Source organism: Gemmatimonadota bacterium (assembly GCA_009838645.1).
GTDB lineage: Bacteria > JAAXHH01 > JAAXHH01 > JAAXHH01 > JAAXHH01 > JAAXHH01.
Genome location: VXRC01000045.1, coordinates 1 through 22,465, shown reverse-complemented (window position 1 = coordinate 22,465; position 22,465 = coordinate 1). Strand labels below are relative to the sequence as shown.

Annotated in this window: 21 protein-coding genes and 1 tRNA gene; 11 read left to right on the top strand and 11 right to left on the bottom strand. The window is 64.3% G+C overall.

Features of this window, described 5'->3' with window-relative positions:
* Positions 1 to 12: 12 nt before the first annotated feature.
* The 7 genes from F4Y38_12535 to F4Y38_12505 form a co-directional block, all read right to left on the bottom strand.
* Positions 13 to 846: a carbohydrate ABC transporter permease gene (locus F4Y38_12535; GenBank protein ID MXY50107.1), complete on the bottom strand. Its 834-nt coding sequence runs from the start codon at positions 844 to 846 to the stop codon at positions 13 to 15.
* A 23-nt stretch (positions 847 to 869) separates the two neighbouring features.
* Positions 870 to 1,751: a sugar ABC transporter permease gene (locus tag F4Y38_12530; GenBank protein ID MXY50106.1), complete on the bottom strand. Its 882-nt coding sequence runs from the start codon at positions 1,749 to 1,751 to the stop codon at positions 870 to 872.
* Positions 1,748 to 3,136 carry a sugar ABC transporter substrate-binding protein gene (locus F4Y38_12525; protein ID MXY50105.1) on the bottom strand — a complete coding sequence of 463 codons (1,389 nt, stop codon included), beginning with the start codon at positions 3,134 to 3,136 and terminating at the stop codon, positions 1,748 to 1,750. Before F4Y38_12525 ends, F4Y38_12530 begins: the two co-directional genes overlap by 4 nt.
* A gap of 76 nt (positions 3,137 to 3,212) precedes the next feature.
* Positions 3,213 to 4,613: a sugar ABC transporter substrate-binding protein gene (locus tag F4Y38_12520; protein ID MXY50104.1), complete on the bottom strand. Its 1,401-nt coding sequence runs from the start codon at positions 4,611 to 4,613 to the stop codon at positions 3,213 to 3,215.
* Between the two features lie 22 nt (positions 4,614 to 4,635).
* Positions 4,636 to 6,135, bottom strand: coding sequence for an alpha-N-arabinofuranosidase (locus F4Y38_12515; GenBank protein ID MXY50103.1), 1,500 nt, complete (start codon positions 6,133 to 6,135; stop codon positions 4,636 to 4,638).
* A gap of 51 nt (positions 6,136 to 6,186) precedes the next feature.
* A complete protein-coding gene (gene rnhC / locus F4Y38_12510; GenBank protein ID MXY50102.1) occupies positions 6,187 to 6,969 on the bottom strand; it encodes a ribonuclease HIII in 783 nt (260 codons plus the stop codon).
* 217 nt (positions 6,970 to 7,186) lie between these two features.
* Positions 7,187 to 8,278, bottom strand: coding sequence for an FAD-dependent thymidylate synthase (locus tag F4Y38_12505; protein ID MXY50101.1), 1,092 nt, complete (start codon positions 8,276 to 8,278; stop codon positions 7,187 to 7,189).
* Between the two features lie 158 nt (positions 8,279 to 8,436).
* Here F4Y38_12505 and F4Y38_12500 point away from each other — a divergent pair, with 158 nt between their 5' ends.
* From F4Y38_12500 to F4Y38_12485, 4 genes are all read left to right on the top strand, one after another.
* Positions 8,437 to 9,324, top strand: a complete 888-nt coding sequence (locus F4Y38_12500) for a phytanoyl-CoA dioxygenase family protein (GenBank protein MXY50100.1) — start codon at positions 8,437 to 8,439, stop codon at positions 9,322 to 9,324.
* 52 nt (positions 9,325 to 9,376) lie between these two features.
* Positions 9,377 to 9,664, top strand: coding sequence for a putative addiction module antidote protein (locus F4Y38_12495; GenBank protein ID MXY50099.1), 288 nt, complete (start codon positions 9,377 to 9,379; stop codon positions 9,662 to 9,664).
* Positions 9,665 to 9,731: 67 nt separating this feature from the next.
* Positions 9,732 to 10,583: an SDR family oxidoreductase gene (locus F4Y38_12490; GenBank protein MXY50098.1), complete on the top strand. Its 852-nt coding sequence runs from the start codon at positions 9,732 to 9,734 to the stop codon at positions 10,581 to 10,583.
* Positions 10,583 to 11,425 (top strand): glucose 1-dehydrogenase, encoded by an 843-nt coding sequence (locus F4Y38_12485; GenBank protein MXY50097.1) that lies wholly within the window; start codon positions 10,583 to 10,585, stop codon positions 11,423 to 11,425. The genes F4Y38_12490 and F4Y38_12485 overlap by 1 nt, the downstream gene beginning before the upstream one ends.
* Before the next feature lie 10 nt (positions 11,426 to 11,435).
* On the opposite strand, the gene F4Y38_12480 is transcribed toward F4Y38_12485, so the two are convergent.
* The 4 genes from F4Y38_12480 to F4Y38_12465 all read right to left on the bottom strand — a co-directional run bounded on the left by F4Y38_12480 (position 11,436) and on the right by F4Y38_12465 (position 15,494).
* Positions 11,436 to 12,290, bottom strand: a complete 855-nt coding sequence (locus F4Y38_12480) for a hypothetical protein (GenBank protein ID MXY50096.1) — start codon at positions 12,288 to 12,290, stop codon at positions 11,436 to 11,438.
* Positions 12,291 to 12,518: 228 nt separating this feature from the next.
* Positions 12,519 to 14,183, bottom strand: coding sequence for a thiamine pyrophosphate-binding protein (locus tag F4Y38_12475; GenBank protein ID MXY50095.1), 1,665 nt, complete (start codon positions 14,181 to 14,183; stop codon positions 12,519 to 12,521).
* A 165-nt stretch (positions 14,184 to 14,348) separates the two neighbouring features.
* A tRNA-Met gene (locus tag F4Y38_12470) sits at positions 14,349 to 14,422 on the bottom strand.
* A gap of 37 nt (positions 14,423 to 14,459) precedes the next feature.
* The gene (locus F4Y38_12465; GenBank protein ID MXY50094.1) at positions 14,460 to 15,494 is read right to left on the bottom strand and encodes a Gfo/Idh/MocA family oxidoreductase; all 1,035 of its coding nucleotides are present in this window, start codon (positions 15,492 to 15,494) and stop codon (positions 14,460 to 14,462) included.
* A gap of 197 nt (positions 15,495 to 15,691) precedes the next feature.
* On the opposite strand from F4Y38_12465, the gene F4Y38_12460 reads away from it, so the two are divergent.
* The 7 genes from F4Y38_12460 to F4Y38_12430 form a co-directional block, all read left to right on the top strand.
* Positions 15,692 to 16,558 carry an EamA family transporter gene (locus F4Y38_12460; GenBank protein MXY50093.1) on the top strand — a complete coding sequence of 289 codons (867 nt, stop codon included), beginning with the start codon at positions 15,692 to 15,694 and terminating at the stop codon, positions 16,556 to 16,558.
* Positions 16,559 to 16,749: 191 nt separating this feature from the next.
* Positions 16,750 to 18,162 carry a DUF839 domain-containing protein gene (locus F4Y38_12455; GenBank protein ID MXY50092.1) on the top strand — a complete coding sequence of 471 codons (1,413 nt, stop codon included), beginning with the start codon at positions 16,750 to 16,752 and terminating at the stop codon, positions 18,160 to 18,162.
* Between the two features lie 18 nt (positions 18,163 to 18,180).
* On the top strand, positions 18,181 to 18,981 hold the full coding sequence (locus tag F4Y38_12450) for a hypothetical protein (protein ID MXY50091.1): 801 nt from the start codon (positions 18,181 to 18,183) through the stop codon (positions 18,979 to 18,981).
* Positions 18,982 to 19,098: 117 nt separating this feature from the next.
* Positions 19,099 to 20,121: an Ldh family oxidoreductase gene (locus F4Y38_12445; protein ID MXY50090.1), complete on the top strand. Its 1,023-nt coding sequence runs from the start codon at positions 19,099 to 19,101 to the stop codon at positions 20,119 to 20,121.
* Between the two features lie 79 nt (positions 20,122 to 20,200).
* Positions 20,201 to 21,091, top strand: a complete 891-nt coding sequence (locus F4Y38_12440) for a hypothetical protein (GenBank protein MXY50089.1) — start codon at positions 20,201 to 20,203, stop codon at positions 21,089 to 21,091.
* Positions 21,088 to 21,804, top strand: coding sequence for a nucleoside 2-deoxyribosyltransferase (locus F4Y38_12435; protein ID MXY50088.1), 717 nt, complete (start codon positions 21,088 to 21,090; stop codon positions 21,802 to 21,804). Before F4Y38_12440 ends, F4Y38_12435 begins: the two co-directional genes overlap by 4 nt.
* Before the next feature lie 97 nt (positions 21,805 to 21,901).
* Positions 21,902 to 22,465: LLM class flavin-dependent oxidoreductase (locus F4Y38_12430; protein MXY50087.1), on the top strand; the 564-nt coding region annotated here is incomplete at its 3' end.

Sequence of the window (22,465 nt, the reverse complement as noted above, 5' to 3'; positions counted from 1 at the left end):
CTCCCTTAACCCCTATCCCTTCACCGCCCCCAGGGCCAATCCCCTGACCATGTACCGCTGCACGAAGGCGAACACGGCCAGCGCGGGAAGCAGCGCCAGCGTGGCGCCGGCCATCATGCGGCCCCAGTGGACGTCGTACTTGCTGATGAAGTTGTACAGGCCCACGGGCAGGGTGAAGGTGGATTCCGAGTTCAGGAACATCACCGCGAAGAGCAGTTCGTTCCATGCGCCGATGAAGGCGAAGAGAAAGGTGGCGATCAGCCCGGGACGGGCCAGCGGCACGGCCACGCGCAGGATCGCGCCCATCCGGTTGCACCCGTCCACCATGGCGGCCTCTTCGAGTTCCGATGGGACACCCGCGAAGAAGCCCTGCATCATGAGCGTGCAGAAGGGGATGTTCAACACGGTATAAACGATCATCAGGCTGTAGAGCGTGTCGAGCAGGCCGAGTATCCGGAAGATGATGAAGAGCGGGACGATGAGCACTACCACGGGCATCATCTGGGTCGCCAGGAAGACCAGGAGGGTGACCTGGCGTCCCCGGAACCGGTAGCGCGCCAGGGCGTAGCCTCCCAGCACGGACACGGTGAGCGTACAGGCCGAAGCCAGGCTGGCGACCGTGAGGCTGTTGGTGAAAAACCGGGGGATGTCGGTGCGCAGGAAGACCTCGGCGTAGTGTTCCAGCGTCGGCGCCGCCGGGAAATACCGAAGGGGCCATACAAAGAGGTCCTGCGCCGGCGTAAGGGAAGTAGCCACCATCCAGTACACGGGAAAAACGGCGAAGAGGAAGAACGCGCACAGTCCGGTGAACTGAACCCCTCGGCGCAATGGATGCATACGGATCATCGTCCCTGCCTTTAATAGCTGCCTCAAATGGCGGCCTCGTCGCCGTAGAACCGGGTGACGCGGAGGAATACGGCGGTGAAGGCCAGGGAGACCACGGTCAGCGCCACGCCCAGGGCGGCCGAATACCCGAAATCCAGGCCCAGGAAGGCCTTCTGGAACACGTAGAGCGCCAGGGTGCGGGAAGCCCCGGCCGGACCGCCCCCGGTCATGACCCAGATCAGGTCCGCCCAGTTGAAGATCCAGATCGCCCGGAGCAGAATGGTGATGACGATGGCCGGTTTCACCATGGGCGCGGTGACGCGCCAGAAGGACTGCCAGGCCGTGGCGCCGTCCATGTCGGCCGCTTCGTACAGACTCGGCGGGATGGCCTGCAGGGCGGCGAAGAGCATGACGGCGAAGAAGGTGACCCCGAACCAGATATTGGCGAGCACGCAGGAGAGGAGCGCCGTCTCCTCGCGGGACAGGAACCCGACTTTCTGATCCAGCAGGCCGGCACGGATGAGCAGGTCGTTGACCAGCCCGAATTCCCCGTTCAGCAGCCAGGCCCAGATGATGGCGATCAGGAAGCCCGAAACCGCCCACGGCGCGAAGACGATGGCCTGGAAGATCCCCCGGCCCCTGAACCGCGCGCTGTTGAGCAGCAGCGCCAGGCAGAAACCGAGCAGGAACTGGAAGCACAGCGATACGACCACCCAGACCACGGAGTTCCACAGGCTCCGCCAGAAGTACTCGTCCCCGAGCATGATGGCGTATTGGTCCAATCCGACGAAGGGCGTATTGAGGGGATCCATGAGCTGGTATTCCCGCAGTGAAAGCAGGAACACCGTGGCCATGGGGTAGAACAGGAATCCCGCGATGAGCAGGTAGGCCGGCGCCAGGAGCAGGTAGGGATCGGCCTTCTTCATGGCGAGAGGGGTTGCTCGGACGGCTCGGACAGCCTGGGCGGCCGCGGCGTATCGGGTCCGTGGCGTTCCACGTAACGCCGCTGGGCCCGGCCCAGGAAGTCCGCCAGCCGGTCGAGTGTTTCCCGCGGCGACTGTCGGCCGAGGAGCATCTTCTGCTGTTCCTCGGTGACCAGCACCTCGATGAATTCACCCATTTCGGGCAGGTAGCTCGGGTACCAGTTCTGCAGGAGCCTCGTATCGGTGGCCATGTCCATGAAGGGGCGCAGGAACCCCTGGCCGAAGTAGGGGTCGTCCATGCCCTGTTTCACCGTCGGCAGCACGCTCGCGTCCTTGCTGTAGGCGATGAGCTGCTCCGGTGCCATCATCCACTCGTAGAACGCCAGGGCGCCGTCGGGGTTCTTCGCCTCCCTGGATATGGAGAGGATCCAGATGTCGTTGGAGGCCACGTGGGCCCGGGGCCCGGCGGGCATGGGCGCTGTGACCAGGGTCGACTCGTCCATGCCGTGATCCAGGCAGGTGCGCACCACTTCCGGGTCCTGCTCGATGCAGCCGCAGATCCCGGACCAGAATCCCTGCACCAGTTCGTTGTATCCCCAGTTCACCGCGTCCGCCGGCGCCAGCCCGTCCCGGTAGAGATCGTTCCAGTAGGTCAGTCCTTCCACGTGCTCCGGGCTGTTGATGATGCAGTGCTGGTCCCCGTCGAACCATTCGTTTGTGCCGGAGAACTCCTCCAGGATGGGCCACCAGGTCCAGAAGCCCCCGCGGGCCCCGCGTAGGGCATAGCCGTAACGGCCCCGGTCCCGGTCGGTGATCCGCTCCAGCAACGCGCGCCAGCCGGCCCGCGTCGCCGCGGGTTCCAGTCCCTGCTCGTCCAGCCACCGCCTGCGGTAGAACATGGCCCGCGTCGTCAATTCCAGGGGCAGGCCGTAGACCCGGCCGTCCTCGATGGCCGTGCTGCTCTCGCACCGGAGCAGCGCCGTCCGCGTGAAGGCGTCGCGGTGGGGCCATGACGCATGCCAGGACGTCAGGTCCTCGATGGCGCCCATGGCCCGGAACTCGGCCATCCACTGGCCGGTCGCCGTGATCACGTCGGGCGGGTTGCCGCCGGCGATCATGGTGAGCAGCTTGGCGTGGCCCTGGTCCCACGGCACGGGCATCACTTCCACGCGCAGGTCGTCTCGCGAGGCCATGAAGCGGTCTACCTGACGGGCGAGGGCCTGGTTCTTCACCTCGCCCATCGGGCTGAAGACCGAGACGGTCCGGCGTTCGTCCCCGCCTCCGCAGCCCAGGACGGCCGCGCCCGCGGCGGCGGTTCCGCCGAGCCGCAGCATGTCGCGGCGGGTGAGGTGACGGATTCTCCTGAGGGGTCTGGCGTGATGAGGCATCGTGTGGGTCTCACAACAGCGAATCGGTCGCTTGCACGGTCCAACGCGCTTTCGCACGGAAAGGTCTGTTGTCGCGCTACTCCGGCGGCCTCGGCGAATCCGGGCCGTACCGGTCCACGTACTTCCTCTGCGCCCGGGTCAGGAAGTCGGACAGCCGGTCGAGCGTCTCCCGGGGAGACTGTCGCCGCAGCAGCATCTTCTGGTGCTCCTCGGTCACCCGCACCTCCAGAAACTCCCCCATCTCCGGCAGGTAGTTGGGATACCAGTTCTGCAGGATGGACGGATCCGTGACCATTTCCACGAAAGACCGGTAGAGACCCTGACCGAATGCAGGGTCCTCCATCGCGTCGGCGAAGGGCGGGATCATGTTGACGTCCCTGCAGTACCTGAGCCGCTGATCGGGCGCCATCAGCCAGCCGAGAAACGTCCAGGCTTCGTCCTTGTGCGGGGAAGCCGACGACATGGACGTATATCCCCCGTCGGAAAGAGCCACGCGGGCCCTGGGACCGGCGGGCATGACCGTGATGGCGAGGCTGTCTTCGTCCAGGCCGTGCTCCAGGCAGGTCCGGACGACCTCGGGGTCCTGCTCCATCGTGCCGCAAAGCCCCGACCAGAATCCCTGGACCAGTTCGTTGAAGCCCCAGTTCAGCGAGTCGGGTGGCGCGAGGCCGTCCTGGTAGAGGTCGTTCCAGTAGGACAAGCCCGCCACGTGGTCCGGACTGTTGATGATGCACCGGTGGTCTTCGTCGAACCAGGCGTTCGACCCGGCGAATTCCTGGGCGATGGCCCACCACGACCAGAAACCGCCCCGGGCCCCCCGAAGCGCGTAACCGTAACGCTGGCGGGAGGGATCCGTTATCTTTTCAAGCAGCACACGCCACTCCTCGCGTGTCTCCGCCGGCGCCAGGCCGTGTTCGTCGAGCCACTCGGTGCGGTAAAACATGGAGCGGACGGCCACCTCCGTGGGCAGGCCGAATACCTGGTCCCCGTCGAAGGCCATGGTCGCCCTGGTCAGCCTCTTCACCTGTTCCGAGTAGCCCTGGAGATGGGGCCAGTCCCGCACCCAGGGTCCGAGGTCCTCGAGGGCGCCCATGGCCCGGAACTCGGTCACCCACCAGCTGGGAATGGTCATGACGTCGGGCGGCGCGCCCCCCAGGATTGCGGTGAGATACTTCGAATGGGCCTGGTCCCAGGGCACCTTGATGTGTTCGATCCGGATCCCGGGATGGATCTCCATGAATTCCGCGATGAGCGGTTCCAGAGACCGGTGCTTCTCCAGCGTCTGGGCCGTCATGAAACGCACGGTCGTCCGGTCAGCCTGGCCGGCCTGGCCGGTTCGGCCCGTCCCGTCGTCACCGCCGCCGCCGCAGCTGGACACGGCCGCGCCGAGCAGGGCGCCGCCGCCGAGCAGGGCGCCGCCGCTGATTTTCAGGGCTTCGCGGCGGGTCAGTTTCCGGGGTTTGGCAGATGCGGTCATGGGATGGATGGGACGTCGCGGCCTACCACTTCTCGAGTTCGAAGGTCATCGCCGCGAAGGACAGCGGGGGAAGAAAACACTGGCACCTGCCCCCGGCGACCTTGATCTCCTGGTAGGGCCGCTTCCCGACCAGGTCGGGTTGCTCGAACGAATTGGCCGCCTTCGGGTCCTGGCCTCCGGTGAGTATCTCGGCGCTGACCAGCGATTCGATCCGCCGGTCTTCGAGCACGATACGCAGGGGCACGTCGGTGTCCGTGCTGCGGTTCGTGACGAAGACATGCAGTTTACGGTCGTTCTGGATCATGGCGGCGTCGATGTAGTTCACCCGCCCGTAGCTTTCGCTCATGTATCCCGCGCCGTCCACGAAGGTCCGGAGTGACGTGCCTTCCTGTCGCGGCGCGTACATGGTAAAGGGGTGGTAGATGGACTGCACGAGCAGGTCGTCTCCCCGGGTGATCAGCGGCGCGATAACGTTGACGATCTGGGCGATGTTCGCGATGCGGACCGAGTCGGCGTGGCGCACGAAGCTGTTCAGGAAACCGGAAACGACGAGGGCGTCTTCGAGGTTGTAGACCTCCTCCACGAGGTGCGGCGCGAACTTCCCTTCACCGTCCGTTTCGCGGTTCTTGTACCAGACATTCCATTCGTCGAAGCACAGGTACGTGCGCTTGTCGCTCCGGCGCCTGGCCTGGACGAAACGACATACCGCGTCCATCTCCTCGATCTGCCGGTCGATGGAGTTCGTGACCGCCAGGTAGTCCGGCGTATCGTCCTTCGGGTTGCCCACGTAACGATGCAGGCTGATATAGTCGGCGTAATCACCCAGGTAATCGAGGACCTGCCGGTCCCATTCCATGTAGGTGTCGAACATGTCCACGGAGCAGGAGCCGCAGGCGACCAATTCGATCCGCCGGTCCGCGTCCTTCATCATCTTCGCGGCCTGCTGGGCCCGGATCGCGTACTGGTCCGCCGGCACATGGCCGAGCTGCCAGTGGCCGTCCATCTCGTTGCCCAGGCACCACAGGCCGACGTCGTAGGGCATCTCCTCCCCGTTGCCCACACGAATGTCGGCGAAGTTCGTGCCCGCGGGACAGTTGCAGTACTCGACCCAGTTCCGGGCTTCCTCGGGCGAGCCCGTGCCGAGGTTGACCGTGAGCATGGGCTGCCAGTCCATCTTGTGGCACAGACGGATGAACTCGTCGGTACCGAAAGCGTTCGGCTCGACGCTCTGCCAGGCAAGTTCGCGCACGGTGGGACGCAGCTTCTGCGGACCCACGCCGTCCATCCAGTGATAACCGGACGCGAAGTTGCCGCCGGGATACCGCATGACGGTCATAGCCTGACGTTTCATTGCATCCATCACGTCCGTGCGGAACCCATCTTCGTCCGCGTGCGTGCAGTCCGGGTCGTACACGCCTTCGTAGACGGCCCTGCCGATATGCTCCAGGAATCCTCCGAAGATCCTCGGATCGACCGGCGCGATCTGGAATTTCGTGTGGGCGTATAGCGTGGTCTGTCGCATGCGGTCCGCGTTTCTATGGGTTTACACTACCTGGGTTTACACTACCTGGGTTTACACCACCTGGGCCGTGGTCTTGTAGTGCATCTTGGCTACGGAAGGCAGTTTTTCCACGCCATGCCGTGCGACGTATTTCCTGCCGGCGGCGACGACCGGCGCGCTCGCGCCCTTGGGCAGGATGAGGCCGGCTTCGCCCGACAGCCTTTCCAGGTATTCCAGGAACCGGTCCCGGGCGAGAATGGACGCCGCGGCGACGGCCAGGTACCGCTCTCCCCGGTGTTCCTGGATGAGTTCGATCTCCCGGCCCTTTTTCATGAGCCGGGACCGAATGTAGCTTTCGTTGCCGAACTGATCCGTCACGGCCAGTCGGCACGGGGTACCTTCCAGCAGGCTCTCGATGGTGCGGGCGTGTCCCCAGGCCAGGAGATGATTGAGATTTCGGCCTTCCCGCCGGAATTCCTCATACAGCGTGTTGTATCTTTCCGGCGGTATGATCACCTCGCGGTATTTTCCCACGCAGATCCGCCTGATCTCGGCCGCCAGCTTGCGGCACGTGGCGTCGCCCAGCTTCTTGGAATCCCGGATGCCCAGGGTCACCAACCGCTCCCGGGTCCCGGTTTCGACCAGGACGCCGCCGACCACCAGCGGACCGAAATAATCCCCCTTGCCGGACTCGTCCGTCCCGATGTGGGGAAGGGGAAGCTTACGTGTCCCGGCGCCGCCGGATCCATTACCGCCGCCGGATCCATCGGCGGCCGATTCAGCGGGCTCATCCAGGAAGGGTGAAAGCACGTGCAGGATCACCTGGAGCAGATGACCCGCCCTGCCCTGGATCATCAGGGTGCCTTTCCCGTACTGCTTGAGGACCAGTCTTTCGCCTTCGTCCTCGAACGCCAGTACCCAGTCGCACCAGTCTTCGGTCCTGCGCTCCGTCGGGCCGAGGTTTTCCAGGGCTTCGAGGATACCGTGCCGCGTGCCGGCGTCGGCGATATCGTATCTGCGGGATACGGGTTCCGGTCTGCCTCGGTTCATCGGTCACCGCTTTCCGGTCGTGCTAGGCGGGATCGTCTCCGGACCGCCACGGAACCGGCATGTTCAGCTGCTGAAGCTTGGATTCGAGCTCGTCCCGCTCCCGGCTGCGGCGCAGCTTGCCGGACTTTGAAACGAACCGGTATTCCACCAGCAGTTCGTTGACCCTTCCATTATCGCCCGCCTGGATCGCCCGGATGATTTCCCAGTCGAGGCGGGTCAGGTGCATCGCGTTCACGCTGTAATCCAGAAAGGCCTGCCATGCGATGGGACACCAGGCCGACACGATGCGGTGTCCGATCAGATGGGCGTACTGGCGGATCTCCCATTGCGCGTGATCATCCATGCGCAGCAAGAGGAACCTCAGCAGGTTCAGGAGATTCACCTTCCAGTAGGCTTCCGTGTAAGTGGACAGGGGCAGGTCCTTGCGGGCCTGTTCCCGGGCGATTCCGGCCTCGATACGTTCTTCGTAACGGGTCCGGGCGGCCTCCTGGAGCTCCCGTTCCTTCTCGGAGAAATAGGCGCCCCGCTCGGTGTCCACAAAGCCGCCGCTGCCCTGGCGGTTGCCCTCCGCCTGGAACCGCCACGCATCGGGTGACGTCGTCTGTGTCGCGTCGATCGCCAGCGAGTAGCGCGTGCTGTACTCGTTGACCGAAGCCGTCCGGTGCCGGATCCACTGCCGCCAGCAATCCATGGGCACCCGGAGGTGGAACTTGATGTCGCACATCTCGAAGGGGGTGGTGTGCTGATGCCGCATGAGATAGCGGATCAGCCCCCGGTCCTGGTGCACCTGCCGGGTACCGACGCCGTAGGACACGCGGGCGGCCTGTACGATGGAATGATCGCTGCCCATGTAGTCCACGACGCGGACGAACCCGTCGTCGAGCACCTTGAAGGGAACGCCCAGGATCTCGTCCAGTTCGGGTACCGTCGGACGGTCGAGTTGTTGCGCTTCGATCTGTTCGGGTACTTCGGGTTCTTCGGACACGGCATTCCGCGGTTTTGGGGCGTGGTTTTCCAGGGGAAATCCGGCGTCCGTTCCGGGTTGCGCAACGGCGTTCACCACCACGGCATTCACCACGGAAATGGACTTGGGGACGTTAACCGGGACGGGCATGGCTGTCAAGGCATTTTGTGTCCTTCGGCGCGCCTTCCTCGAAGCTCCTTTTGTTGTTGCGTACCGGACCGGGAAGGCTTTCATTTTGTACGTCGACACACACGATTTCAGCGCCCGCCAATCGGATGGGAACGAACAGGCTTCTGGGAGGATGCCCCATGCCCGAATCGCCGGCCTTTTCCACCATGAGCGAAGAGGAACAGTACCTGTACGACCTGCAGGGCTTTCTTCACGTGCGCGGTTTCCTGGACGGGGACGAAGTACAGGCACTGAACGCGGCCCTCGACGCCAATCCCGACCGGCTCGGTTCCTACGACGGACCCAACGAACTCAGCGGCGACTGGCGGGGCAGGCCCTTCGAAGGCAAGTACGCCCCCTTCCGCCACTACGAGGGCATGCTCACCTGGCCGCAGCCCTGGTGCCAGCCCTTCCGCGACCTCCTGGCCCATCCGAAGATCATACCCTATCTCAACACCCTCTTCGGCCGCGGCTGGAAGCTTGACCACGGCGTCGACGTGCTGGTCGCCGAAGCGGGTTGCGAGGGGCTAAAGATCCATGGCTCCGGTAACGCGACTTTCAACGGATCCCGCTACTACCACTATCATAACGGCCGCATGCGCTCGGGGCTTATCGTTTGCCAGTTCGCCCTGGCGGACGTGGATCTCGGCGCGGGCGGGCTCTGCGTCATCCCGGGCAGCCACAAGGCAAACTTCCCCTGTCCCGACGACATCCTGACCTGGGAGGCCAACCAGAACCTGGTCCATCACATCGTACAGAAGGCCGGCGACCTGGTGATTTTCAACGAGGCCACCGCCCACGGCACCCTGCCCTGGCACGGCAAGCACGACCGGCGGGTCGCCCTGTACCGGTACACGCCCAAGTACCTGCACTACGCCGGCGGCATCTACGAAACAAACCTGCCCGAATGGACCTCGGAGCTCACCGAGGCCCAGCGCGCCGTGCTGGAACCGCCCTACATCTACCACCACCCCATCGTGGAAGACGACGGCGAAACCGTGGTGAGGCCGCGGAGAGAGGGCGAGTGAGGATCACTGGGCAAGATTACGCCGTCAGGCTGGCGAGAGGTTGGAGGTGGAAATGAGTATTTCATTTTCAAAGTGGAAAGTGACGGAGCACCTGCGCACCTTGGAAGACGCTCGTCTTTACCTGGAAGCATGCGCGAAAGAAGATCCAGGAGATGGCAGCCTGATACGTGCCGCCCTGAACGATATCGCCCGTTCGGGGAACATGAGCTGGCTGGCCCGTGAGATTGGAATGAGCCGGGAAGGGTTGTACAAAGCACTGTCGGAGGACGGCAATCCCGCATTCTCCACGGTAGTTCGTATCGTGCGTGCCCTGGGTCTCCAGGTGCGGTTTACGGCGTGATTGGTTTCTTCGCAGATCTGCTGAGCGTCTGAAACAGAACTCGAGTGATCCGTCCAGAAGGTCAATAATGTACAACCTGCACGGCAAAACCGCCCTGGTCACCGGCGCGGGTGGGGAACGTGGCATCGGCCGGGCCGTCGCCACGCGGCTCGCGAAGGAAGGCGCCGACGTCATCGTCAGCGACCGGGTCGCAAATCCCTATCCCGGCGACTCGTCGGAATGGCAGGGGCTGCCCTCCGTGGTCGGGGAGATCGAGGCGGCGGGGCGCAGCGCGGAGGCCATCCTGGCCGACGTCTCGCAGGCCGACCAGGTGGAACGGCTCGTTTCCGGGGGGATCGACCGGTTCGGCCGCATCGACATCCTCGTGAACGGCGCCGGCTCCCTGCCGGGCAAGGACCGCGTGCTCGTCGTCGACATGGAAGAGGAAGCCTGGGACAAGGAGATGAACGTCAACGCAAAGGGCGTGTTCCTCATGTGCCGGGCCGCTGCGCGCCACATGATCGAGCGGGGTGTGGGCGGCAAGATCATCAACCTCGCCTCCACGTCGGGCAGGATCGGGAGGAAGCGGTTCTCGGCCTACTGCGCGTCCAAGGCGGCCATCATCCGGTTCACCCAGGCCCTGGCGCAGGAACTCGGTCCCCACGGGATCAACGTCAACTCGGTATCGCCTACCGCGGTCGATACCGAGCGCCTGGGATTCATCGAAGAGGCCGTATCCGACGGCGCCGTCCAGGGCACATCGTGGAAGAACAGCGAAGCCCACAGGGCGTTTATCCAGGAAAAGGCCGGTATTTCACCCCTGGGACGGGTGGCCCGGAGCGACGACGTGGCGCAAACGGTGGCCTTCCTGGCCTCACCGGAATCGGACTACCTCACGGCCGTGGACCTGGTGGTGGCGGGCGGCGCGGAGATCTTCTGATGAACCCTCGTAAACCCCGTCTGGACGACAAGGTGGCCGTCGTGACGGGCGCGGGCGCGCATAGCGACGTGGCGGGCACCGGGCAGGCGACCGCCGTGCTCCTCGCCCGAGAAGGCGCGAAGGTGCTGCTGGCGGACCGAAGCGCGGAGAACGCCGGAAAGACGCTGGCCGTCATCGAGGAAGAAGGGGGCACGGCGTCGGTCTTCGCCGGGGACGTGACCCGGTCGGCGGACTGCCGGGCCATGACCGAGACCGCGGTGGACCGGTACGGCGGGCTGCACATCCTCTTCAACAACGTGGGTCTCAGCCATCCGGGTACGGTGGTGGACGTGCAAGAGGAGCACTGGGACGAGATCATGGCGGTGAACCTCAAGGCCATGATGCTCGCAAGCCGGTTCGCCATACCGGCAATGATGGATTCCGGGGGAGGATCCATCATCAACGTGGCGTCCATCGACGGATTCCGGAGCGGATGGTCGTACAACGTCGCCTACGAGACTTCCAAGGGCGGGGTCATCGCCCTGACCATCAACATGGCGGTACAGCACGGCAAGGACGGGATCCGCGTGAACTGCATCGCCCCTGGGCACCTACACGGGTCCTTCACCGCCGAACTCTCGGACGCGCACCGGGAACTCCGGCGGCGCTCCACGCCGCTGGGTACCGAGGGCACGGCCTGGGACGTGGCCAACGCGGCCGCCTTCCTGGCCGGCGACGAATCCCGCTGGATCACGGGGATCACGCTCCCGGTCGATGCGGGCTCCTCTATTGCCCTGCCCCTTTCGGTCCTGCCCAGGGATGAAGGCGGCATCCTCCCCGACGCGGAAAGTGCCCGTTTCTGACCTTACCGTATCAAGGCCGATGGGTCTTCATGCGGGGCTGCTTACGGGACGACCTGTCTTCCTCCGGAGGTGGTGGCGGCGGTTTCATCTCGGGCGGTTCGTCCCTCGGTGGAGGCGTCCTGTCGGGTGGACGGTCATCCTTCGGAGGGGGCGGCGCTACGATCGGCGGTTCATCCTTTGGTGTCGGCGGATTCACCGGTCGCCGGTCATCCCGTCGTGGCGGCTTCGCCATCGGACGGTTATCCCGTCGAGGCGGTCGGTAGACGGTCGGCCGGTCATAGGGCCGGCGGGGCCGGCGGGGCCGATAAACGGTCGGCCGATCATAGGACGAACGGGGTCGATAGACGGTTGGCCAGTCCTGCCCTTGTCGGGTTGGAAGAATGTTTGTCAGGTCATCCGATTGCCGGATCGCGATCGCGTCGATCCTGAGCGTGTAGGCTTCGTTGCTCAGGTCCGCGTCTGCTTTCTCTCCGGAGAAAAACCGGGCCACGTTCTCGAGTTCGGAATAGAGCGAGACTTCCTCTTTGGTCTCCTCCACCTTGACGATGAGCAGCCTGTTCGCCCCGATCTGCGATGCGCTCAGCCGCAACTTATTGACGAGGGCCTCCCGCGCCGTCCCCGTGATGTGGATGGCCGCGACGCGTATGTAGGAACCGGGCCCCAGTTCAGACACGTTGAAGATGGTCTGCACGTCGAAGTACCCGACCGATGGTAACGCGCCCTGGCTGTCCAGCCAGACTACTGTCGTTTCCGAACCGTCCGCCGTGCTTGAACCGCGCGAGTCGCCGGATCCGCCAGATCCAAGCTGGGTGTACGACGAGCATCCGGCGAAAATCATGGCAAATGCGAATACCAGACAGCGCATGGTAGACCTCCTGCCTTTGGAATCGCGTAATAGCCAGTATTGGATTCTGGAAATGCTGAGAAAGCGTCGCTGTTTGATTGTAATGTACTAACTATTTGACAAACAGGAAACAGTTTCTGTGGAAGGCTGGGATGCCCGGAGGGAGGGCGTCCGTGGACTGGGCGTCCGACGGACCATCGTGAACGATGCGTGATATGGACCACGATTCGGTAAAGACAATCGCCCGTTCTATTCCGGTACGTAGGCTTTCGGCGCCATGGCGTCGATATCGGTGGCCACGTCTACGACAACCGGTCCGTCGGCCGCCATCGCTTCTTCAAGAGCCGGCCGGATCCGCTCCGGTTCTTCCACGCGTATCCCTTTGCATCCCATGGATTTGGCCACCCCGGCGAAATCGATGTCTTCAAAGACCCACAGGTCGTCTGAATCTTGGTCCCGCCCGCCGCTCGCATCTTCGAAAGCGTCCCGGCACTGGTTGAAGGACCGGTTGTTGTTGATCACCGTGACGGTGTTGATCCCGAATCGGGCGGCCGTCTCGAGTTCCCCGAGATGGTACCAGAATCCGCCGTCGCCGGTGAAGCAGATGACGGGACGGTCCGGCGCCGCGCACTTCGCGCCCATGGCCGCGGGGAAGGCCCAGCCCAGGGACCCGGCGCAGCGAAGGTACGTCTGTCCCGGGTTCGTGATCTCGATCATGGCGCCCGTCCACATGCCGGCATGGCCCGTGTCCGAAAGGAGGATGGCGTCGGGTGGGAGGAATTCGGTGATTTCGCGGCACAGACGTTCGGGGCGGATGGGTACGGCATCAGACTTGAGCAGATCGTCGAATTCGCCCCGCCATTGGTCGACGAGTACGCGCACGCGCTCTGTCCAGGCCGTTCGGTCCAAGACCGGGGCCACGACCTCGATGAGGCGTTCCAGCGTCGCCTTCGCGTCGCCCTGGATGGCGACTTCGGCGGGATAGTTGCGGCCGATCTGGGCGGGGTCCACGTCGATCTGTATGACCGGCGTCCCCTGCCGGGGAATCTGCCAGAAGTGACTGACCTGCCCGCCCGTATGGCTGCCCACGAAGATCACGAGGTCCGCCTCCGAAACGATCTCGTTGGCGCACTTGCGGGAATAGGTGCCCACCACGCCTGCGGATAATGGGTGGTTCTCCGGTGTCGCCCCCTTGGCGTTCAGGGAAGTCGCCACCGGGACGGAGAGCTTCTCCGCCAACCGGACCACCTCGGCCTTCGCGCCCGATGCGGTGACCCCTCCCCCCGCAACCAGTACCGGCCGCTGCGACCGCGCGATGCGCTGCGCCGCATCCGCGACACGACCCGGTTCCGGTTCGGGCCGGAAGGCCGGATACCGGGCGAAGGACGGCTCCACGGTCACCTCGGCGTCGAGCTTCGACCCCGCCGCGAGATCGCCGGACAGGCCCAGAAAGTCCAGGTGGACCGGACGGGGCGCGCCCGTGGTGGCCTCGCGGAAGGCCTGGCGCAGCAGGAAGGGGATCTGTTCCACGCCGTCCACGTAGGCATTGAACTTGGTGACCGGATCGTAGAGGGGGCGGTGGTCGATCTCCTGGTAGGCCTGCTGGTATAGGTAGTGGGGCATCCACCGGCCCGTTACGGCGATGACCGGGGAGCACGCAAGCCAGGCGTCCTGGAGCCCGGCGGCGAGATTGGCCGCGCCCACGGACTGCGCCATGGCGATACCGGGACCGTGGGCGACCCGCGCGTAACCGTCCGCCATGTACGCGGCGGCCTTCTCGGAATGGCACCGGATCCGCCGGATGCCCAGTTTCTCCATCTCCACGAGGGCGCCGTCCAGAACGTAGGGAACGTGGAAGACGGCCCTGATCCCGTAGCCGCGCAGCATCTCCGCGATGTACCGGTAGCCGGTCATTTCAGCCATCGGGGTTCCTTTGCCACAAGTTTCAGGTATGATCGGTCTGGGGCGTTTCACCGCGGATCTCTTGCCACAAGCGACCCAACGCCGTGCGGTCCAGACGGCGGAAGCGGCACAAACAAAAACAGGGGCGGTCCGGGAACCGCCCCTGATCGATCAAAGTAGCGGGGGGAGGATTTGAACCTCCGACCTTTGGGTTATGAGCCCAACGAGCTACCAGACTGCTCCACCCCGCGTCGTCTATCCATTAATATACGGAATTCGCGGCTACTGTCAACCGCTTTTTACCGAATGCGGCACGTCCGTCATCGCCGAACCATCGGTGATGCCGCACCCCGCGAAGAGGGTGCGATGCACCGCCATATCGTGGTCCAGGGTATAGTCCGGCTCCTTCGCGCCGGATATACAGGCCGCGAGTTCGGTCAGCAGCGAAGGCGGTCCCGGCGGCGTGGGAACGGTGACCTCCTGCCATCCCGCCGCATAGCCTTCGAAGGCATCCGCCAGCGAAAGCGTCAGGTTGTTCGAACCGATCGGGGTATGGATGGCCGTGCCCCGGGCCCCGTATAACTCGATACGCCGGGTCAGCCCGCTCTCCACGTGCATGGACGCGGTGTCGATCGTCCCCAGGCCGCCGCCGTCGAACCGGTGGACGACCACCGCGTTGTCCACGTGCTTTCGTTCGCCGTGGAATTGCCCGAACGTGGCGTCCACCCGCCGTGGCTCGCCCATAAACGTCACCATGATGTCGACCAGGTGCCCGGCCATCTCGAAATAGAGGGAACCCTTGTACCGGTCGAGTTCCTCCACCAGCCTGGCGTGGTACCCCATGGGCTTCGGGATGTGCCCCCTGAAGTAGAAGGGATCGCCCAGCGCGCCGGCCCTGCAGAGCCGGATCATTTCGGCGACCGCAGGATTATATCGCCACATGTAGGCCATCTGGAGGTGCAGGTTCTTGCGACGCGCCGTGTCGTGCAGCCGCTCGAGTTGGGCCATGTCCACGCCCGCCGGCTTCTCGAGAAGCACGTGCTTGTCCGCCGCGAGCGCCCGTTCGGCGTAGTCCAGGTTCTCCGAGACGCGGCCCTCGCAGATGATCGCTTCCGCATCGCTGTCCAACGCCTGCTCGATCGAATCGAAGACGGGGATGTCCGGCAGGTCCGCCACCCAGTCACCCAGCTTCGTGTTCCGGATCGCGGGATCCGGCTCGTATGCGCCGACGAGCTGGAACTCGTCCGGCCGGCTCGCGGCGTCGCGGATATGCATGCCGGCGTGGCTGTGCCAGAGGCCCAGGTACGCGAATTTCAGGGGCATCGGGGGTTCCTTTCGGTGGTTGGAAGGAATGAGGGCAGTGCTATACGAAAAACTGGAATTGGATACGACTGTCTTTCGCAAAAGGAGATGCTTGTAACAAATGCATTCCGGAAGAAAAAGTTAGCCGTGCACCGAGTGCCTGTCAAGCCACCATAAAACCGTTGACAGGCGTGTTTGCCGGTTCAACTTACCCGTCCATGCCCACTGACCTCTTCGTCTTCGTTCTGCTGTCCGCCGTCCTGCACGCCACGTGGAATTTCGTCGCCCGGCGCAGCTCTGGGAATCTGACCGTCTTCTGGTGGTCCCTCTGGATCAGCTGCCTGTTCCTTCTGCCCTTCGTGGCGATCGTGGCCTCTGGAATGGGGCCCGCGGGATTCATCTCCATGCTGGAAGCCGGATGGTTCTACGTGCTCGCCACCGGCGTCATCCATACCTTCTACTTTCTGTTCCTGGCTCGGGCCTACGAACACGGAGAGATCTCTCTGGTCTACCCCATCGCCCGGGGATCGGGCATCGGACTCACAGGATTCCTCGGTTGGCTGCTGCTCGGTGAGGAACTGACGCCGATGGGGGTGGCCGGCATCGGCCTGATCTGCTTCGGCATTCTGTTGATGGGGGTATCGGTCTTCCGGCACACGAGGGCCGTCAACCGCGGATTCGCATCCGCCTTGGTGGTGGGCGCCACGATCGTGAGCTACTCCCTCGTCGACAAGGTGGGCGTGAGTATCGTCCATCCCGTCGTATACATCTTCGGCATGTTTTTTTTGAGCGCCCTGTTCGCCACGCCCTTCGTCGCGGTCCGTCACCTGGGGATCCGGTGGCGCGGATTCGCGGAGACCTGGCGGCCCGCGGCGCTGATCGGCATCGGATCCACGGCCGCCTACCTGATGATTCTCTTCGCCATGACCGTGGGGCAGGTCGGCTACATCGTCGCGCTGCGGGAGTTCGCCGTGGTGCTCGGAGCCGTGCTGGGATTCGTCTTTCTCAAGGAGCGCGTCACCGCGCTGAAAGTGGGTTCGGTGCTGATGATCGTCGCCGGACTCGTCTTCATCAAATTCGGTTGAAGCAGGACGTGAAATACCACGTAACGCGTCTTGCTTTTGCGGGTTGGAATGACTACATTGCCTAGCGATTCATTTCGTGATCCGATTGTGACCCGATCCGTCCTCGCGCTTCGGTGTTGTCGCTGGATTATCGCTGCTGTCGCAGGTAATCGCCGCCATCGCAGTATGATCAATAAAGGAGATCCTCGAAAGTGTCCCGTCTGACCCGCCGTTCCTTCATTCGAAACACCGCCATATCCGCTAGCGCGCTGACCGTCGGCGCCACGGCACTGCAGGGCCTGATCGCCCGGCGCGCTCGAGCCATGGCCGACGGGTACGCCCACCTGGTTGCGCCCCGCGGGGAAGGGGGATACGGACCCCTTTTTCCCGTGCCCTCGCAAAACACGGGGGAGACCATGCTTGAACTGCCGCAGGGATTCTCCTATACCGTTTTCGGCAAGAAAGGCGGGCTCATGTCGGACGGCCATCCCACGCCGCCCGCCCACGACGGCATGGCCGCCTTTCCCATGGACGGGATGGTTCGGCTCCTGAGAAACCACGAGATAAATACGGGTAAACCGGTGGAAGCCATCGGCAACCGGGACGCGGCCTACGATCCCACGGCGCCCGGCGGCGTCACCACGCTCATTGTAGATCCACGGACGCGCGAACTGGTCCGCGATTTCGTCAGCGTGGGCGGTACGCTTCATAACTGCGCCGGCGGCCCCACGCCCTGGGGGTCCTGGATCACCTGTGAAGAGACTACGATGGGCACGGACCGGTTCTTCAGTGCGCGCTGGCTCCAGTATCTGGGCGGGTACGACAAGGAGCACGGGTACTGCTTCGAAGTGCCGGTTCACGCCGAGGAGAGCGTGGCGGCCGAGCCTCTGACCGGGATGGGACGGTTCGTCCACGAGGCCATCGCCGTCGATCCGGCCTCCGGTATCGTGTACGAGACCGAAGACAACAATCCGAGCGGATTCTTCCAGTACATCCCCGATCACCCCAGCGAGCTTGCCCGGGGAGGACGCCTGCGCATGCTTGCCGTCAAGGACAGGCCCGGATTTGACACGCGCGATGGCCAGACCATGGGCAATGCCCTGCCCGTTATCTGGGTCGAGATCGAAGATCCTGATCCCGCGGGGGCAGGTCTGGACAATCACCTGGTGTACCAGGAGGGGGCTGACAAGGGCGGCGCCGCCTTCGACCGCCTGGAAGGGTGCTGGCACGGCAACGGACGCATCTTCTTCACGGCGACTACCGGGGGCGACGAAGGCCTCGGACAGGTATGGGAATACCGCCCCGAAAGTGACGACGAAGGCGAGCTGACGCTCCTGTTCGAATCGCCCGACGCCTCGCTCATGGCCGCGCCCGACAACGTCTGCGTGAGTCCCCGCGGCGGCCTGATCGTGTGCGAGGACAACCGGAACGGCATTCAGCACATCCGGGGCCTGACGAAGGACGGACGGGTATTCGATGTGGCTCGTGACGTGGCCGGCATCGCCTACCGGGGCGAATTCGCCGGGGCGACCTTCAGCCCGGACGGCGAAACGCTCTTCGTCAACATGCAGCGGCCCGGGCTGACTTACGCCATCTGGGGCCCCTGGCAGAAAGGTGCGGTCTAGGGACCGTGGCGACATAGCATCGTCCAGGGAGTACGATTGTTTTCCAGGGAAATCAGCGCATTCAGAGATCGGCTGGCCGGCGGTGAACTGTGTCTCGGTCCCGCCGTGACCTTCACAGATCCGGCCGTGACCGAGGCCCTGTGCGATTCGGCCGACTTCATCTGGATCGACACCGAGCACACGGCGATGAACCTGGAGACGGTCACAAGGCATCTGATGGCTGCGCGTGCGGGGGGTACCGCCGCGCTGGTCCGCGTGCCTTCCAGCGCCATAGGGCATGTCAAGCCCATCCTGGACGCCGGCGCGCCCGGGATCGTCGTCCCGCAGGTCCGTTCCGCCGCCGAGGTGCGAGGCGTGGTCGACGCCTGTCGATACCCGCCCGCGGGAGACCGGGGTTTCGGCCCCCATCGCCCGTCGAACTACGGACGGGCGTTTGCTGATTTCGACGCCTATGTCGACGACATGAACCGGGACCTCTTCGTCTCGGTCCAGATCGAACATGCAGAGGCCTACCGTGAACTGGAGGCCATCGCGGCCATACCCGGCCTGGACAGCCTGGTCATCGGGCCCGTGGATCTGAGCGGTTCCATGGGCACCCTGGGGCGGCTCGAAGACGACGAGATCGTGGCCGCCATGGAGCGGATCATCGACGTGGGGCACGAGGCGGGCCTTTCCATCGGCATGGGCATGGGATCGCAGTACGCCTTCGGCCGTCGCTGGAGCAGCCGGGGCGTAGACTGGATACAGGTTGACTGCGACTACAGCTACCTGATCAGTGGTTTCGAAAGGGTCGCCGCCGGAGTCCGCGGCGACGGTTAAGCACGCCTTCAGAAAGGCATCGGACTGGTTACCGATTCCCGCCGGACTTCATCGGAAGATCAACTCTACGTCCTGCGTACGGCGCCCGAACCGCTCGCGGACTTCTGTACATCGGCGATGGCCGCGGCGGGACTCTCAAGGGCGGACGCCAGGCTGACGGCGGATGTCCTTATCCGCACCGACATGCGCGGGATCTTCACGCACGGAACGGTCGCGTTGAGGCGATACGTACAATTGATGCGCGACGGCGGGATCGATGTAACCGCCGTACCGGAAGTCATGGACGACGGTCCCGCCTGGGCGCGGATCGACGCCCGCCGGGCCGTGGGCATGGTGGCCTCGCACTGTGGCATGACGGTGGCCATGGACAAGGCCGCAGCGTGCGGGATCGGCATGGCCACGGTACGCCGGAGCAACCACTTCGGCGCGGCATCGGCCTACACGGTCATGGCCGTCGAAAACGCGGACCGGCCCATGATCGGCGTCGCCATGAGCAATACTGACGTCGTCATGAACATACCCGGCGGACGCGGCGCGGCCATCGGCAACAATCCCTTCTCCTACGCCGTCCCGGCCCGGTCCCAGCCGCCCATCGTGCTGGACATCGCCATGAGTACGGTGGCGGGTGGCAAGGTGGCCTCGTACCAGGCCCGCGGCGAACCGCTCCCGGAGGGATGGCTCACCGATGCGGAAGGGCTTCCGACGACGGATCCCGGCGTATACACTGTCACCGGCGCCCTGACGCCTTTCAGTGCGCACAAGGGCTATGGCCTGGCATTGCTGGTGGAATCCCTGGCCGGGGTGCTTGCCGGCGCGGGGGTCACGACCGACATCCTGTCCTGGTCCAAGGTCTCGGACGACACCTGCGACGAGGGACACACCTTCATGGCCATCGACATCGGCGCCATGATGCCGCTGGACGACTACTACGATCGCATCGACGAACTTGTCCGCCGCATGCGGGAAGCGCCGAAAGCCGCCGGGGTGGAACGCACCTATGTTCCGGGCGAAATGGAATACGACAGCGAGGCCATCTCCCGCCGCGAAGGCGTTCCGCTCACGCGTATGGCGGCGGAGAACCTCAAGGGTCTGGCCGAAGATACGGGCCAATTGGACAGTCTGCCCTACGACCTGCCTTGAAGCGCATCGTTCGTTGAAACTATGAGCGCGGCTGGTATTCAGAATTGACGTACAGACGACTTGCAGAGAGGACTACGAAATGTCCACCGTAAACCGTGCCGTCGAACTGCTCAAGCGAGGTCAGCCCATTTACTACGGCGGCGCCGGCGAACTGAGTTACGAAAAAGGCGTCGAAACCTCCGGGAGATGGGAGGACTACCTCGTCGTCGAAATGGAACACGGCCTCTTCGACCTGCCGAGTCTCAAGGCCTTCATGACCGGGCTGGCGGACGGCGGTCCCGCGCCTACCGGACATCTGACGCCCTGCATCATCGTCACGCTGCCCACGAACGGGACCAGCGAGGCGGTCATGCGGGCGAACGCCTGGATGGTCAAGCAGCTCCTGGCGCTGGGCGTCCACGGTCTCCTGCTGTGTCACGCGGAGACGCCGGGCGCCGTGCGGGCCTTCGTGGAAGCCGCCCGTTACCCCTTCCATACCCGGGACGTGGGCGACGGACTCGAAGTGGGCCAGCGCGGCTCGGGGGGCCAGGGCTTTGCCGCGCGCAGCTGGGGACTTCCCGTGCCGGAATACGTGATGAAGGCCGACGTTTGGCCCCTGAACCCGGATGGGGAGCTGATGCTCGGTCTCAAGATCGAGAACCAGCGCGCCCTGGCCAACGTCGACGAAAGCCTCGCCGTACCCGGCATCGCCTTCGCCGAATGGGGTCCCGGCGACATGGGAATGTCCTTCGGGTACCCGGACCGCCACGACCCGCCTTACCCGCCGGAGATGATCGCCGCGCGGACCACGGTGCTCAAGGCCTGCAAGGCCAACGGCGTCGCCTTCCTGGACGGGGCGACGCCCGAGAACGTGACCGACCGAATCGACGAGGGCGTGATGGTCTCGGGCTGTAGCTTTGAGGCGGCCGAAATCGGTAAGCGTCATACTGGACGCGATCTGGAGAACCCTTCGGGCAGCGGCAGCGCATGACGACCTACACCGTGTACTTCGCCGGCGATCTCTTCGATCACAAGCACCTCGCCGGGAACGAACTCCTGGCCGGGGCTGTCGACCGCCGGTCCGGAGGGCGTTACGCCTGCGTCCTGCCCCAGGACCTCGAACAGGCGTCGGAACGCATGGTCGACATCCGTAACCAGGACCTCATGCAGGTGATGGCTTGCGACCTGGGGCTTTTCAACTTCGACGGGACGGACCTGGACTCGGGCACGGTGGTGGAGTTCATGATGGCCAAGATGCTCGACATCCCTTCCGTCCTCCTCCGTTCCGACTTCCGGGCGTCGGGCGACCAGGAACGGGAAGGCGATCCCTGGAACCTGATGTGTTCCTTCTATCCCCGGTCGCGAACGGTCCAGTTCAACGCCATGGCGTGGTACCAGGAAGCGCGCCGGGACGACGGTTCGGGCGGCGATACGGGGCACGGAGGCGCGGTGGATAGCGGTCCGGGGGACGACGCACCGGCGCCCGACTGGTCCGACCGGCTCTACAACCGAATGGCGGACGCCGTCATCGAAGCACTGGACGCGGTACGGGCCGAGCCCTCCGCCTTCGGCGGCGACGAAGCACGGATCAACGCCGTCTATGCATGGGCCGCGCGGTTTCCGGGCAGCGGATTCGACGCTATGTGCGGACCCGGATTCGTGGATAAAACCATAAAAAACAAGCGCCGCAAGGGACTGTTGTAACCACCGGGGACACGCGCGACAGTCAGGAACTGTTGTAACCCGGGCAGCGAGCCACAACCGAGCCGGTCCGGAACTCAATGAGAAAAGGGAGCTCGAAATGATCGACTATGGCATGTTCCTCATGCCGGTGCACGACCCGGCCAAGCCGCCGGGACAGTGCTACGACGAAGACATGGAATTGCTGGTGCGTTCGGAGGAGCTCGGTTTCAGCGAGTTCTGGATCGGCGAACACCACTCGTCGAGCTACGAGAACATCGTCATGCCCGAGATCTTCATCGGCAAGGCCCTGGGGCTTACCAGCCGCATGCGGCTCGGTGCCGCGCCCGTATGCCTGCCCTACCACCATCCCGCCCATGTGGCCGGCCGCCTGGCCTTCCTCGATCATCTCTCCCACGGCAGGCTGAACATCTGCTTCGGTCCAGGCGCGATTCCGACCGACCTGGAGATGTTCGGGATCCGGCCCGAGGACTCCGGCGCCATGGTGGGCGAGGCAATCCAGATGATTATGACCCTCTGGACCACCGATCCGCCCTACGACATCAACGGCCGTTTCTGGCAGGTGCACGTGGGCCGGGAAGTCCGTGAGGACCTGGGCGTCGGCGTCTACCTCAAACCCCTGCAGAAACCCCCCCCCCCCCTGTCCGTGGCCGGGGTGATGCGG